We start from the raw sequence: 13,674 nt of genomic DNA, 5'->3' as shown, positions 1-13,674 counted from the left end.
CCTTTACCGCCATGAATCGATTGCGATCCCGATTTCGATAACGCTTTGGATTTGGATGAAACCTTGCCGAAGTTACACCACCTGCTTCCTGTCCCTCGTGTTTTTCGTGTAAAAAGCCGCCGGCCGGATCGAAAACATTGGGGGCTTCAACACGAAGGACGCGAAGAACCGAAGCACACGAAGACGGGGGCGTTTTTTCTGTTGGTTAATCGATGTTGATGTGGATAATGGGTTTTTTGTCCCGCAAAGCCATAAACATGGAGGAGACCATGAAACACACCTTTAACGGTTTTTGCCTGGTCCTGGCGTGTCTGATGTGCATCAGCGCGGCGGAATGGCCGGCCGGTGCCGCCGAGCCGGAAAAGGCGCCGGGAATTATTCTGGCCGACCAGGCCGTCAAAACCAAGGACCTCTGGATCACGTCCGACCACTCCCGGCACGCGATTCTTCAGAAACCGTTTAACTCGGGTCCCGAGGTGACGGCCGCCTGCCTCACCTGCCACAACCAGGCGGCCCTTCAGTTTCACGAAACCATTCACTGGACCTGGATCGACCCGGCCACGGCCGATACCCTTCGGTTCGGCAAGGCCGGCATGTCGGTGAACAACTTCTGCCTCACCATTCTCTCCAATGAACCCCGGTGTACGTCCTGTCACGCCGGTTATGGCTGGAAGGATAAAAATTTTGATTTTTCCAGCCAGGTCAACGTGGACTGCCTGGTCTGCCATGAGCAGACCGGCACCTACGAGAAGTTTCCCGCCGGGTCCGGCCATCCGGCCGCAAAGGAGACCTTTTTTGCCGGTGAAGGCAAAACCTACTATCCGCCGGACTGGAACATCGTGGCCCAGAGCGTGGGCCGGCCCACCCGTGAAAACTGCGGCGTCTGCCATTTTTACGGCGGCGGCGGCGACGGGGTCAAGCACGGGGATCTGGACTCCTCCATGACCTTTCCCAACAAGGCCCTGGACGTGCACATGGGTACTGACGGCCAGAATTTCGACTGTTCCCGGTGCCACTCAACCACCCTGCATAACATTGCCGGCCGTGTTTATGCCACGCCGGCGGCTGAAGACAGAAAAACCCTGATCGAGGACGACCTGGCCACCAAGATCACCTGTGAGTCGTGCCACAGCAGCCGGCCCCACAAGGCCGGCACCAAGCCCAACGACCACGCGGACAAGGTGGCCTGCCAGAGCTGTCATATTCCAACCTTTGCCCGGGTCAACCCCACCAAGACCTGGTGGGACTGGTCCAAGGCAGGCACCAAGAAGGACGGAAAACCTTATAAAGAGGTGGATGAGCTGGGCAAGCCCTCCTATATGACCATCAAGGGGGAGATGCGGTGGGAAAAGAACGTGAAGCCGGAGTATTTCTGGTACAACGGCTCTATGAGCTACCTGACCCTGGAAGACACCATCGACCCGGCCCAGCCGGTGTGGATCACCAAGCCCGCCGGAAGCCCGAATGACCCTAAATCAAGAATTTTCCCCTTTAAGATTCATGCGGGAAAGCAGCCCTACGACAAGATCAGCAAGCGGCTTGTGGGGATTCATCTCTTTCCCCTGGGGCCGGAGGACCCCGCCGCCTACTGGAAATACTTTGACTGGAACAAGGCCATTGCCTACGGCATGGAGTATGCCGGGCTGCCTTATTCCGGGGAGTTCGACTTTGTGGAAACCAAGTATCTCTATCCCATCACCCACATGGTGGCGCCCAAAGACAACGTGGTGACCTGTATTGAGTGCCACACCGCACAGGAAAGCCGCATGGCCGGCCTTGCCGGTTTCTACATGCCGGGAAGGGACAGCTTCCGGTTCCTGGACGCGGTGGGCTGGTTCGCTGTTCTGGCCTCCCTTGTCGGGGTCCTGCTGCACGGACTGGGCAGAATTGTGTCACAGAAGAACAGGAGGGAATAACCATGAGTATGGGCAACCTTTGTAAAATATATCTGTATTCACGATACGAGCGGTTCTGGCACTGGTTCCAGACCGTGCTGATCATTGTTCTGCTGGTTACCGGCCTGGAGGTGCATGGCGTGTTCGTGCTGCTCGGTTTTGAACAGGCGGTGACGGTTCACGAGTTTGTCGGCATCACCTGGCTGATCGCCTTTGCCTTTTTCGTGTTCTGGCTGTTTACCACCGGCGAATGGCGGCAGTACATTCCCACCACGCGCAAGATGGTGGCGGTGGTTTGCCATTACGGCTACGGCATCTTCAAAGGTGATCCCCACCCCGTGCCCAAGCAGAAGGAGGCCAAGCACAACCCCCTGCAGCGACTCACCTACCTGTCCCTGGCCGCGGTGCTGCTGCCCATTCAGATGCTCACCGGCATGCTCTACTGGGGGTACAACTCCTGGGACGACTGGGGGCTTTCCTTTCTTTCCCTGGAAGCGGTGGCCTTTGTCCACATGGCCTGCGCCTTTGCTCTGTTTGTATTCCTGATCGTGCATGTCTACATGACCACCACGGGCCATGCCCCCCTGGCCCACATCAAGGCCATGATCACGGGCTGGGAAGAGGTGGAAGAGGGCGCCACCATTGAGGAGTGGGAGAAGAAGCAGACGTAAGCAGACAAAACATTCAAACCGACAAAAAAAGCCGGGCCGCGGGAATATCCCACGACCCGGCTTTTATGTTGTTGAAGGGGCATTGAGAGACGGCCACGGGCATGCTGGCGCCTGGCCCGTGCCACCCGTTAAACAAGGCCTGCCAATGAGGGGTGCCACGGGCGAACCAAAGGTTGCCCGTGATAAAAGCCTGCCGGCCTCAGTCTGCCTGGGAAAGAATGTGCCGCGCCAGCAGGGTCTCTTTCAGGTAGGCGTGGTCAGGAGACTGGAAAAAAGCCTTGAACAGGGCCAGGCTCTGGGCGCGCATCACACCGGCAAGAATCTCCACTCTTTTTTCCCGGTAAAGCGGGGGCAGGGCAGACAGGTCGCAGCCGGTGCCCCCGCCCATCATGTCTTCGCACCCATAGACGATTTTTGAAATCCCGTGAATCAGGATGGCGCCGAAGCACATCAGGCAGGGCTCCAGTGTGGAGTAGAGCACCAGGCCGGCCCGGTCCGGGGCCGGGTCCAGTGTCGCCAGGTTGCGCAGGGCCACGATTTCGGCATGGTCGGTTTCGTTGAACCGGTTTTGCCGGGTGCCCTGCCGCGCCCCGGTGGCCACCACGGTTTTACCGTCGGCAATCACGCACCCCACGGGGAATTCACCCGCGTCCAGTGCCTGCCTGGCCTGTTTAAGGGCAATGGTCATAAAGTGCTGATGATCCATAAAGACTCCATGGTTTGTAAAATTTTACACAGACCCGGCCGGGTTTATTCCTTAACCGACGCGGCAGCGGCAAAATCGGCTGTGTCGGCATATCCGGAGAGATGGTCGGCCCGGTCCGTGATGGCGTCCAGTTCTGTTTCCGCTTTCTGGCGCAACAGCTCAAGATCCGCTTCCGATATGTCCGGGTCAATTTTTATGGGCGTGCCAAAGGTCAGTACCATGGTGGCAAAGGGCTTGGGAAGAATGGTTTTGTCCCATGCCTTGTGAAGAGTAAACACCCGTTTGCCCGAACAGGCCATGGGCACAAAAAAGGCCCCGGCATCCCTGGCCAGTATCAGCATTCCCTTTTTCATCTTCCGGCCCGGTCCCCGCGGCCCGTCCACCGGCGTTCCGCAGATCATCTGCACCGGGCTTGTTTTCATGTAGCTCACCATGTTCAACAGCGCGGTTCTGCCGCCCTGGGAAGAGGAGCCCCGCACCACGTCATAACCGAACCGCCGGGCTATTCCGGCGGCGATATCGCCGCCTTTGCTGCTGCTGATCATGATACCCGCGTTTTTCAGTTTTCGAAAATAGTAGAAAAAGAAAATGGCATTGCGGTGCCAGGCCCCGGCCACCACATGACCGGTGTCCCGGCCGTTGGTAAAATAGTGGTCAAAAACATCTTTATCCGCGATCCGCACCCGTACCGTGCCGAACCAGAGCCGGGCCAGAAACGTGACCAGCCAGGGAATGAGGGCCGCAATAATTTTTTGTCTGTGTATACGCAAAGCAACATCCTTGTTTTATAAACCGATTGTCCTGTTCCGGTTCGGCCTGCCGGCCTGAACAGGAATGGAGAGATTTCAGCCGTGGGCCTGCTTTGTGAAGGTCTCCTTCATGAAAAAGGTGCAGCACAGGGCCGCCACCGCGGATGCCAGCAGCACCAGCAGCATAAGGGTATAGCCCTCCAGGGCATATGAGCCGGGCGTGGGCTGGGGCACACTGTCCAGCACCCGGCCCAGCAGCGGCATGTAGATTGCGCCGCCCAGAAAGGGAAAAAGGTTGACCGCGCCCACCGAGGTACCCGCCATGGAGACCGGAAACAGCTCCTTGGTGGTGGTAAACCCAACGATTACGATGGATGACGCGCAGATGGAAAAGACAAAGAACACCCCGTAAAGCGCGGCCAGGGAAAGCCCGTCGGGGTTTAAGTAGAGAAACAGCATCTCGGCGCACAGCACCACGCCACAGATGATAAAGGGTTTTTTACGGCTTTTGACCACCCGGTCGGAGAAAAACCCCATCAGCGGGCTGCCGATGATCATGCCCCAGGCGATCATGGAGAGCACGCCGCCGGCCTGTGCCCTGGACAGACCGTAGACATGCATCAGGTAGGGCCCTGCCCACAGGCCGCCGAACCCGAAAAAAAGGCCGCAGTCAAAAAAGAACCACACCGCCACCGGCCAGAAGGATTTTTCCGACAGCACCCGGCCCAGGCCCGCCAGCAGGGGAATGGCGGCAGGGGGCGGGGTTGCCTGTTGGTTTTCAATGTCCGCGATGGAGGGCCATCCCTTGTCCTGGGGCCGGTCGCGCACCACCAGCCAGGCCAGCACCACGATCACCAGGGTGCCCGCGCCGATCAGCACAAAAGAGATTCGCCAGCCCATGGACTGCGCCATGTATCCCAGCAGCCAGGTGCCGGCCAGCACCCCCATGCCGCCCACGGCATTGAACAGCCCGGCCATGGAGGCAAACTCGTCTTTTCGAAACCACTGGGCCAGGATTTTCATGGTGGGAATAAACACCATGGAGACGCCGAACCCCACCAGGACCCGGGAAAAAAAGGCCACCTCGATGGTGGGGGCCATGCCGAACATAATGCTGCCGGCCGCGGCCACCAGCAGAAAGGCGCTGACCGTGCGCCTGGGCCCGATGGAGTCGGACAGCAGGCCCGCCGGCAGCTGCATCACCGCGTAGCAGTAAAAATAGATGGAGGAGAGCAGGCCCATCACCCCGGCGGATGTGGCAAACTCGAAAATAAGGTCGTCGGCCACCACGGACAAAGACAAGCGGTGGAAATAGACCAGCAGGTAGGCCACCCCCAGGATCAGGAAAATCCACCAGCGGTACCGCAGCATTTTGGCAACCAGGGATGCATTCATGGAGGGGTGATGTTCCGGTTTATTGTTCACAACTTCGCTCTTGCTGCATGCGGCTTAACTCCAGGTCCAGGGCCTGCACAGAGAGCAGGATTTCCCGGAACGACAGGCCCAGGGACACCAGCATGAGAACCAGGCAGGCGCTGAAAATGATCTTGCCGGCCAGCAACTGGCCGGTAAAAAGGATAAACATGCACAACACGCAGCAGAACAGGCTGGCCACGCCGAACGCCTGCATGTTCCGGATCAGGTAGAGCCGTTTTCTTAAGCTTTTGATCTGCCCCATCAGGATGTCATCCGGATGCTCCCTGTACTGGGAGTTGAGGTTCCGAATGCGGCTGCCGATGGTGTTGAACCGGTTGGTATACGCCACCAGAAGCAGCGAAATCGCCGGAAACAGCAGCGCGGGTGATGTGAGGGTGATGTCCATAATCTCCTGATCAAAGTCATAACAAGCATACTTGAAAAGTCCCTGTTTTACAAGGACCCCCGCCGGCTGCCGGACCCCGGTCCGTTATTGCGTATTTACGTTTTTGCGAGCCGAAGGCGAAGCAATCTTGAACTCGCCATACGTCATTGCGAGCACAGCGAAGCAATCTTGTCCGGGGCTCGTATGCCATGAGATTGCTTCGTCGCATCCGCTCCTCGCAATGACGGGAAAGGGTGTCATTGTGAGCGCAGCACAGCAATCCTGAACCCGTCTTGCGTCATTGCCGGACTTGATCCGGCAATCCGGAATAAAATTGACCTGCCACCGCACCCGTCATTGCCCGGCTTGACCGGGCAATCCAGCGTAAAATTGATATTCCACCTTATTGATAGGGAATCGAACCATTCTTATTCTGGACCCTCGGGTCAAGCCCGAGGGTGACGGCATACGGAACCGGGCTAATCTTATTCTGGATCAACCGCCGGTCAGCGGATGCTTTTGGTCACCCACTGCTTGATCCGGGAGATGGTATCCCAGGAGAAGGGCTCTTTTGTGCAGGGCAGAATGGCGTTGTTGGTGAATATGGGATCGGATTCAAGGTCGTACCGGGAGCTTGCCACGGCCGCGGGCCACAGGGCCGTGTGGGGCAGGGGGGTGTAGTAGGTGGGAACCGGCGTGATTCCGCTTTGCGCAACCACGGAAATGGAGTCCTTGATATTCTCCATGGACTGGCCAGGCAGTCCTGCCAGCAGGTAGGCCCCGAGGTGCCGGCGGTCAAAACCCGCCTGTTTCAGGCAGGCCACGGCGTGCTCAAACTCCTGTGCCGTCACCTTGGCGTCAAAGCTTTGTCGGTTTTCAAACGATGTGGTCTCCAGGCCCAGCCGCACGGTTTCAAACCCCATTTGCCGCATCAGGCCGGCCACGGCAGGCGTAATCTCCCGCACGTGAAGGGCGTTGGGCGTGTGAAACCGCAGTTTCCACCCTTTGGCAATCACCTGTTCGGCCATGGGCACAAAGTGGCGCTCCGGGTCGATCAGCAGGGCGTCGTCGTAAAACGCGAAATCCTTTACCCCGTGTGCCGTGTGCCGAAAACCGATCTCTTTTACCACGGATTCAGGCGCGCGGCGCTCCATGGGGCCGGGATGCAGAAACCGGTTGGCGCAGTAAGGGCAGGAAAAGGGGCAGCCCCGGGTGGTCAGCAGGGGCGCGTAGTTGATCACCCGCTGAAGGTCTATGGCCGGAAACGGCAGATCCTGCCACGCCGCCGGGTCAAAACCGGGGTCCAGCGTCATGCCGGTATGGGCCGCCACGATTTCGGGCAGATCCTTTTCCCATGCCCCCGGCATCACGGCATCGGCCCCGCTGTTTGTCCGGGCATGGTCCGGGTACAGGGTGGCATAGACCCCGCCCAGCACCACAGGCACCTTCGGAAAAACGGATTTAATCACCTGTATGGTCTCTGCCACACCGGGATACCAGTAGGTCATGACGGAGGTCACCAGCACCAGGTCGGGCCGGGCCGGAAGAGCGCGTAAATCCTGAACAAACCATTCCGGCGTGATGCCGTACCGGCAGAAGGTGCGGCCCACGTCTTCAAGCCCGGCAGGTTTGGCAATGGGGGTTTTCAGGTAGGGGCCCCGGCCACACCGGGCAAAGGGGTCGGCCGTTTGCGCCCGTGGATGAAACCGGTCCGTGCAGTCCATGTAAAACACCCGGCAGCCGAGGGCCCGCAGCACACCGGCCAGTGACAACAGACCCAGGGGTTTGGACCAGACGTCATAGGCGGCAAAGTCGTGAATCCAGGGGTTGACGCACAGTATGGTGGGAAAACGGGATGTCATGGCACCGGTGCCGGTTCGGCAAAGTCCAGGGCCGCTTCAAGGGTGCCGTTTAACTCCAGGTGACCGTAAATGCCGTCGTGGTTGATTCCCAGGTGATTGATCTGTGGGGATCGCACAGACAGGTCGGCTTTTATCCCCGGCGGCACGGCCAGCCGGGTAACCAGCCGGTCAATGGCCTTGTCTGCCTTTGCGATTTCCCTGCTCAGGTCAAAGACCAGTAGTGTTCGGGCCTGGTGGGCCACGTAGGGGGCGGCCACCCAGTGGGCCAGGCCGGCCCACCACCGGGAAAAGGCCGCGTCATAGGTCACATCGTCCAGTTCAATCCGGCCGGCTTTTGCGTCATACACCACCCGGCCGGTCAGGTAGACCCGGGCCTGGGTTTTTATGTTCAGACGGTCATGCGTAAACGTGGCAAACGCGATGGCGGTCAGCCGGTCCTCTTCGGCTGAAAGCACCTGGGCCCGGTCCACTGTAACGCGCAGTCCTTTTACCAGGTCATGGCCCGTTCCGGTCACTGTTTTTGCCAGGTAGCTGTTGACGGCAGCGGTGTGAATCTGAAACGGTACCCGAATGCGAAATCTGTTGGAGATCGTTTCCAGTATGGATGCGTCGGGCAGGGGGGTTATAGGCGCATGGGGCAGGGTGCTGGAGATGCCCATATCGGTTCTCAGCGCCACCTGTAACCCCAGGGCCAGTCCTTCTTCCCCTTTGGCCGTGGGCGGCATCAGCCCCACCTTTTGCGGCGCCACCCGAATCCACACCGGCGGAAAATCGTGAACCTGCTCCACCCGGTGCATCTGCGCCCACGCCTCGGTCACCTCTTTTCGCACCTGGTCTTTGGCCAGCACCTTTTCTACCAGTTTGTACCGTTCCTTTTGAATCTTTTTGGTGAGTTTTTCTTCAAGAAAGGTGCGCAGGCTGATTTTGCCGAAGTTTTCAATGGGAATGGTCGCCTCGTCCATCTGTACGCTGAAATCCAGCGTGGGCTTCACCTGCCAGTCCGGCAGAATGTTCACCCCGATGCGGCCCGATATGCGGCCGGCCACGTCGGCATGGGCGCTGGCCGGAATCCGGGTCACCACCAGGTTGACCTTGCCCCTGGCCCGGACCACGCCGGTTACCGAAAAGGAAAAATCAAACCCGTTTTCTATAATGGAAATTTTAATGGGCCCCCGCTTCAGGTCATAGGTGATCTGGTCTTCAATCAGCAGGTCGGTGGGGTCGTCGTCCACGTCCTGGTAGGTTTTCGGCACATGCTGTTCCAGGGCACGGCCCAGGTCGTCAACGCTCATGAAAAGGGGAATGTTAAGAATCGTGATGCCCGGTTTGGCCTGTGTCTCGACCGGTGCCGCCGGCACCGCCGTCGCCCCGGCGGCAGGCGCCGGATAACGGCTGCCCAGGTAGATCCGTGTGGCCACAACCGCCACGGCCAGCACCATGGAAACCAACACCACTGTTGTGAGAACTATTTTGATAAAGTGCATGGACAGTTTCGGAATTGTTCGTAGTGACGCCGTCAGGCGTTTTGCAGCCGGGCAGGACTGATGCCCTTACGTCATTGCGAGCGAAGCCCCGTACGTCATTGCGAGCGAAGCGAAGCAATCTTGAACTTATTTTGTGTCATTGCGAGCCGAAGGCGAAGCAATCTTGTCCGCATCTGTACCCACCCGGCCTTTCTTACAACAACTCATACAGATCCACCCATTCAGCATTCATGTTGTCGATCAAATCGACTTTCTTCTGCCGGGAACCGTTTTTGATCTGCTTCTCCCTCGCAATGGCGGCCTTCATGTCCTGGAATACCTCGTAATATACCAGCTTATGAGCGTTATATTTTTTCGTAAAACCGCCCGTTATTTTCTCCTTATGCTTATAGACACGTTTTTTCAGGTGGCTTGTAACACCCGTGTAAAGCACTGAATTCGTATTGTTGGTCATAATATACACACAGGGCAGTTTTTCCATTTTTGATTGCAGTGTTTTTTATGCGTTTAAGATTGCTTCGTCGCGTTGCTCCTCGCAATGACGAGAAAAGCTACGCTCCTCGCAATGACGGAAACCACCCCGCGCACAGGTCAGTCGTCTTCGTCAGTAAAGTACTCCATCGACGTTTTTTTCAGCTCGCGCCGGCTGAACAGCACACTGTAGTCGGATACACCCGCGGCCTCGGCCATTCGCCGGGTAGTCTCAAGGCAGTTCTCCTCGGAAACGGCATGCACCATGGTATACATGTTATACGGCCAGTCCGGCACCGGGTCCCGGCGGTAGCAGTGGCTCACCGCGTCAAAGGCGGCAAACACCTTGCCCACGTCTTCGATCCGATCCTCTTCCACCTTCCAGGCCACCATGGCATTGGCCGTGATGCCCGATTTCTGGTGGCGCAGGGTGGCCCCGAACCGGCGGATAATGCCCCGGTCCCGCAGGTCGGCAAGAACGGCGATCAGCGCCTCCTCGGATATGTCGAGTTTTTCGGCAATCTCCAGGTAGGGCCGCTCGGTAATGGGAATATCGCCCTGAATGGCGGCAATCACTTTTTTCTCGGTTTCTGATAACATGTTCCCGATATTCGAAGAAGCGACTGCTAAAGTCAAGCCTTTTGTGTCGGGCAGCCGGTGGTTGAAAAAAGCGTCAATCTGTTGTAGAAATTACGGATTCATATTTCATCTTTCATCAAAACCGAATCGTGAGCATCATGGCGGAAAACCGGAAAAAAACAGTCTCTTTGGTACTGGGCAGCGGCGGGGCCCGTGGCCTGGCCCACATCGGCGTGATCCACTGGCTGGAAGAAAACGGCTACGACATCCGCTCGATTACCGGCTGCTCCATGGGCGCCCTGGTGGGCGGCATCTTTGCTGCCGGCAAGCTGGACGAGTATGAAACCTGGGTGCGCGGCGTCACGCGAAGAGACATCCTGACGCTTATCGACCTGTCCTGGGGCGGCGGCGGCCTGGTCAAGGGAGATCGCATCATTCACACCATGGTCGACCTGGTGGGAGAGATAGCCATCGAAGACCTGCCCATTGCCTATACGGCCGTGGCCGTGGACCTGAAAAACGAAAAAGAGGTGTGGATCCAGTCCGGCCCCCTGTTTGACGCCATTCGGGCATCCATCTCCCTGCCCCTGTTTTTTACACCCTTCCGGTTCAAGGGGGTGCCGCTGATCGACGGCGGCGTTCTTAACCCCGTGCCCATTGCCCCCACCTTTGGCGACGGCACCGACATGACCATTGCCGTCAACCTGGACGGGCCGTCAAAAAAAGAGACAACACCACCCGAGCCGCTTCCCGAAGCCGAGCCGGCCTCCCCTTTTGCGGAAACCATCAGCCGGTTGATTAAAAAATTTCGCAAAAGTGAAGAACCCGACGAGCCGGACGACGAAGAAGAGTGGGGTATGTTCGACGTCGCCTCCATGGCCTTTGACGCCATGCAGGGCACCATTGCCCGGCTCAAGCTGGCCGCTTACCCGCCCACCTGCGTGGTGGAAATCCCCAAAAACGCCTGCGGCCTGCTGGAGTTTGACCGGGCCGCCGAAATGATCGACCTGGGCTACCGGTCCACGCAGGACCGGCTCTCCTGCCTGTTCGACCCGGACGATACCGAAGACCGGCAGGCGGCAGGATCAATTGAAAAAGTTCAATCCCCGGCGGACCAAAAGGAGAACCATGACGAATAAACAACAGTCCACACTTGAAAACGACCTGGTCCTGATTCATTTTGAAGATGTGCCCATGGTCTTTGCCCGGGTGGAAACCATCGTGGCGGACCATAAAAAAGAGTGGTACCAGGTCAAGCTGCTGGTCCTGGCCGTGCCCCTTCAGGTGGTGACCTGGATTTTAAAAGAGGAATATATCAACGGCGGCGAGTTCACCATGGAGGGAAAAAGGGTCCGCATGGAAAGGGTGGTGTGCCCGGAAGACCCCCTGCCCGCAACCGCCGCACCCACCATCCCTTCAGGCAAATCCCCTTCAAAACGCAAATCCACCGGCTCCGGCCAGGTCATTTCGTTTCCCAAAAAAGCCCCGAAGTAGCACGCCCACACGTCATTGCGAGGAGCGTAAGCGACGAAGCAATCCCCTCCGCTCCAGAAGCGTGTCCCACGTCATCGAAAACGCCTGCCTTTACCGGGTGCTACGGGCCAAGCGCCAGCTTGACCCGGCAATCCAGCGTAAAATTGATCCTATACCTCGTCACCCTCGGGCTTGACCAGGGGGTCCAGCATAAAATAGCCCCAATTCCCTATAAGACCCCTTGACACATTGTCTCTTAAATGCGACAGAACCCAAAGCAGAGATATTGAAAAAGCCAGAACGATTATAAAAGAACTGGAGTAAAGAACCATGAAAGTAACCACAAAAAAATGGGATGCCAGCGAGTATCTGGACAGCCCGGAAATGATTCATGAGTACCTTCAGGCGGCTTTTGCCGAAGGTGACAGCGAATTGCTGCTGGCTGCCATTGGCAATGTAGCCAAAGCCAGGGGCATGAGCGAGATAGCCCGCAAGACCAACCTGAGCCGGCAGAATCTTTATAAAGCCTTGGGACCCAACGGCGCTCCAAAATTTGATACTGTCAAAAAAGTTATCGAGGCGCTGGGCTGCAAGCTGGCTGTAATGTAAAAAAATCACAAATAGAGATCAGTGGCAGTCCCCATCCTTTCATTTTCTTGCTTTCTTTTTCCATCCACGCTATAAATTCAACAGCTTCAGATTCACCCAATGCAGTTTTCACACGGGGGGGACCGTCTGTGAAAACCGGGGCAAACACCACTGAAGGGCGGGGGCAATGGTACCTGGAGGCGGCTGCGGACGCCAACAGGGAGTGGATGGTCGCCATTGAAGCCGTGCCCTTTGTCATCGGCCGGGAAAAGGACTGCAACCTTACGCTCACCGACAGCCTGGTCTCCCGCCACCACTGCGAAATCCATATCAGCGGCGATCACCTCTGGATTCGCGACCTGAACAGCAAAAACGGCACCTTTGTAAACAGCAGGCAGATGGACCAGGCCGAACTCCTCAAGCCGGGCGACCTTGTTTCTATCGGTAAATTCCAGTTCAACATAAAGTACTTTACCCCGGACGCGGGCCTCACAGTGGACGACACCCTTTCACTCGGCGACCTGTCCAACTACGACCTTTCGCTTGAACCCCGGCTGCGGGCCATGATTGCACAGCAAAGCGTGATCATCCATTTTCAGCCGGTGTTCAACATATCCAGCGCCTCGGTTCTGGGGTATGAAATCCTGGGCCGGACCACCGATGAAAACCTTCCCGCCGACGCCACCACCCTTTTTGACATGGCCGAATGGTTCGGGTGCGATGCCGAACTCAGCTCCCTTTTTCGTGAGGCCGGCGTGGGCATCGGAAAGCACCTGCCCGGCTCACCCCTGCTGTTTGTCAACGCCACGTCCTCTGAAATCAGCCGCATGGATCGGCTTGTAGAATCACTGGGCCGCGTTCACGACCTGGCCCCCGCCAACAGAGTCGTGCTGGAACTCAATGAAAAAGCGGCCAACGACACCACTGAAATTGCCCGCCTGCGCACCGCCCTGAACGACCTCAACATGGGCCTGGCCTTTGACGATTTCGGCGTGGGCCAGACACGGCTGGCCGAACTGGCCAAGGCGCCCCCGGATTTTCTAAAATTCGATATCTCCCTGATCCGCAAAATCCACCTGGCCCCCAAACGCCTGCACCAGATGGTGGCCACCTTTGTCACAGCGGCCCGGGACCTGGAGATCTCCTCCCTTGCAGAGGGAATCGAGTGCGCCGAAGAGGCCGATGTCTGCCGCAACCTGGGTTTCCAGTTTGCCCAGGGCTTTTTCTACGGCCGCCCCCTGCCCATCAACGAAATCCACACCACCGGCTTTCCAGAAACGGGTGCCACGGGCCAAGCGCCAGCTTGCCCGTGATTACTTCCCGCCATTGCAAGTAGCGCAGCGCCCCCACGTCATTGCAAGGAGCGTCAGCGCCCCCACGTCATTGCGAGGAGCG

At 57.8% G+C, this 13,674-nt stretch carries 14 protein-coding genes; 6 read left to right on the top strand and 8 right to left on the bottom strand.

Annotation, left to right across the window (positions count from 1 at the left end; translation table 11 throughout):
• Positions 1-269: 269 nt before the first annotated feature.
• Together DOLE_RS15465 and DOLE_RS15460 are read left to right on the top strand one after the other, a co-directional pair.
• Positions 270-1,916, top strand: coding sequence for a tetrathionate reductase family octaheme c-type cytochrome (locus DOLE_RS15465; RefSeq protein ID WP_041281273.1), 1,647 nt, complete (start codon positions 270-272; stop codon positions 1,914-1,916).
• A 2-nt stretch (positions 1,917-1,918) separates the two neighbouring features.
• A complete protein-coding gene (locus DOLE_RS15460) occupies positions 1,919-2,566 on the top strand; it encodes a cytochrome b/b6 domain-containing protein (RefSeq protein WP_012176418.1) in 648 nt (215 codons plus the stop codon).
• A gap of 199 nt (positions 2,567-2,765) precedes the next feature.
• On the opposite strand, the gene DOLE_RS15455 is transcribed toward DOLE_RS15460, so the two are convergent.
• The 8 genes from DOLE_RS15455 to ahbB all read right to left on the bottom strand — a co-directional run bounded on the left by DOLE_RS15455 (position 2,766) and on the right by ahbB (position 10,239).
• Complete coding sequence (locus tag DOLE_RS15455) at positions 2,766-3,272, bottom strand: nucleoside deaminase (protein ID WP_012176417.1); 507 nt, start codon at positions 3,270-3,272, stop codon at positions 2,766-2,768.
• 44 nt (positions 3,273-3,316) lie between these two features.
• Positions 3,317-4,042 carry a lysophospholipid acyltransferase family protein gene (locus DOLE_RS15450; RefSeq protein WP_012176416.1) on the bottom strand — a complete coding sequence of 242 codons (726 nt, stop codon included), beginning with the start codon at positions 4,040-4,042 and terminating at the stop codon, positions 3,317-3,319.
• 75 nt (positions 4,043-4,117) lie between these two features.
• Positions 4,118-5,446, bottom strand: coding sequence for an MFS transporter (locus DOLE_RS15445; protein ID WP_153304457.1), 1,329 nt, complete (start codon positions 5,444-5,446; stop codon positions 4,118-4,120).
• Positions 5,436-5,843 (bottom strand): DUF2721 domain-containing protein, encoded by a 408-nt coding sequence (locus tag DOLE_RS15440; RefSeq protein WP_012176414.1) that lies wholly within the window; start codon positions 5,841-5,843, stop codon positions 5,436-5,438. The genes DOLE_RS15445 and DOLE_RS15440 overlap by 11 nt, the downstream gene beginning before the upstream one ends.
• Positions 5,844-6,328: 485 nt before the next feature.
• Positions 6,329-7,684 carry a B12-binding domain-containing radical SAM protein gene (locus DOLE_RS15435; RefSeq protein WP_012176413.1) on the bottom strand — a complete coding sequence of 452 codons (1,356 nt, stop codon included), beginning with the start codon at positions 7,682-7,684 and terminating at the stop codon, positions 6,329-6,331.
• A complete protein-coding gene (locus tag DOLE_RS15430) occupies positions 7,681-9,168 on the bottom strand; it encodes a DUF4403 family protein (protein WP_012176412.1) in 1,488 nt (495 codons plus the stop codon). The genes DOLE_RS15435 and DOLE_RS15430 overlap by 4 nt, the downstream gene beginning before the upstream one ends.
• 193 nt (positions 9,169-9,361) lie before the next feature.
• Complete coding sequence (locus DOLE_RS15425) at positions 9,362-9,649, bottom strand: GIY-YIG nuclease family protein (RefSeq protein ID WP_012176411.1); 288 nt, start codon at positions 9,647-9,649, stop codon at positions 9,362-9,364.
• Positions 9,650-9,759: 110 nt separating this feature from the next.
• Positions 9,760-10,239 (bottom strand): siroheme decarboxylase subunit beta, encoded by a 480-nt coding sequence (gene ahbB, locus DOLE_RS15420; protein ID WP_012176410.1) that lies wholly within the window; start codon positions 10,237-10,239, stop codon positions 9,760-9,762.
• 137 nt (positions 10,240-10,376) lie between these two features.
• Between ahbB and DOLE_RS15415 the strand changes: the two genes are divergently transcribed.
• The 4 genes from DOLE_RS15415 to DOLE_RS15400 all read left to right on the top strand — a co-directional run bounded on the left by DOLE_RS15415 (position 10,377) and on the right by DOLE_RS15400 (position 13,592).
• Positions 10,377-11,357 carry a patatin-like phospholipase family protein gene (locus DOLE_RS15415; RefSeq protein ID WP_012176409.1) on the top strand — a complete coding sequence of 327 codons (981 nt, stop codon included), beginning with the start codon at positions 10,377-10,379 and terminating at the stop codon, positions 11,355-11,357.
• Positions 11,347-11,712 carry a hypothetical protein gene (locus DOLE_RS15410; RefSeq protein WP_012176408.1) on the top strand — a complete coding sequence of 122 codons (366 nt, stop codon included), beginning with the start codon at positions 11,347-11,349 and terminating at the stop codon, positions 11,710-11,712. Before DOLE_RS15415 ends, DOLE_RS15410 begins: the two co-directional genes overlap by 11 nt.
• 309 nt (positions 11,713-12,021) lie before the next feature.
• Positions 12,022-12,300, top strand: coding sequence for an addiction module antidote protein (locus DOLE_RS15405; protein WP_012176407.1), 279 nt, complete (start codon positions 12,022-12,024; stop codon positions 12,298-12,300).
• A 128-nt stretch (positions 12,301-12,428) separates the two neighbouring features.
• A complete protein-coding gene (locus DOLE_RS15400) occupies positions 12,429-13,592 on the top strand; it encodes an EAL domain-containing protein (RefSeq protein WP_012176406.1) in 1,164 nt (387 codons plus the stop codon).
• Positions 13,593-13,674 lie beyond the last annotated feature (82 nt).

The sequence above is a fragment of the Desulfosudis oleivorans Hxd3 genome (assembly GCF_000018405.1).
Taxonomy (GTDB): domain Bacteria; phylum Desulfobacterota; class Desulfobacteria; order Desulfobacterales; family Desulfosudaceae; genus Desulfosudis; species Desulfosudis oleivorans.
Note: the sequence above shows the minus strand (reverse complement) of the source record. Positions and strands in the feature narration are given on the sequence as shown.

Bases quoted from the DNA above. Each gene is read 5' to 3' on its own strand.
- DOLE_RS15465 (WP_041281273.1), top strand. From the start codon at position 270: ATGAAACACACCTTTAACGGTTTTTGCCTGGTCCTGGCGTGTCTGATG.
- DOLE_RS15460 (WP_012176418.1), top strand. From the start codon at position 1,919: ATGAGTATGGGCAACCTTTGTAAAATATATCTGTATTCACGATACGAG.
- DOLE_RS15455 (WP_012176417.1), bottom strand. From the start codon at position 3,272: ATGGATCATCAGCACTTTATGACCATTGCCCTTAAACAGGCCAGGCAG.
- DOLE_RS15440 (WP_012176414.1), bottom strand. From the start codon at position 5,843: ATGGACATCACCCTCACATCACCCGCGCTGCTGTTTCCGGCGATTTCG.
- DOLE_RS15435 (WP_012176413.1), bottom strand. From the start codon at position 7,684: ATGACATCCCGTTTTCCCACCATACTGTGCGTCAACCCCTGGATTCAC.
- DOLE_RS15430 (WP_012176412.1), bottom strand. From the start codon at position 9,168: ATGCACTTTATCAAAATAGTTCTCACAACAGTGGTGTTGGTTTCCATG.
- DOLE_RS15425 (WP_012176411.1), bottom strand. From the start codon at position 9,649: ATGGAAAAACTGCCCTGTGTGTATATTATGACCAACAATACGAATTCA.
- ahbB (WP_012176410.1), bottom strand. From the start codon at position 10,239: ATGTTATCAGAAACCGAGAAAAAAGTGATTGCCGCCATTCAGGGCGAT.
- DOLE_RS15415 (WP_012176409.1), top strand. From the start codon at position 10,377: ATGGCGGAAAACCGGAAAAAAACAGTCTCTTTGGTACTGGGCAGCGGC.
- DOLE_RS15410 (WP_012176408.1), top strand. From the start codon at position 11,347: ATGACGAATAAACAACAGTCCACACTTGAAAACGACCTGGTCCTGATT.
- DOLE_RS15405 (WP_012176407.1), top strand. From the start codon at position 12,022: ATGAAAGTAACCACAAAAAAATGGGATGCCAGCGAGTATCTGGACAGC.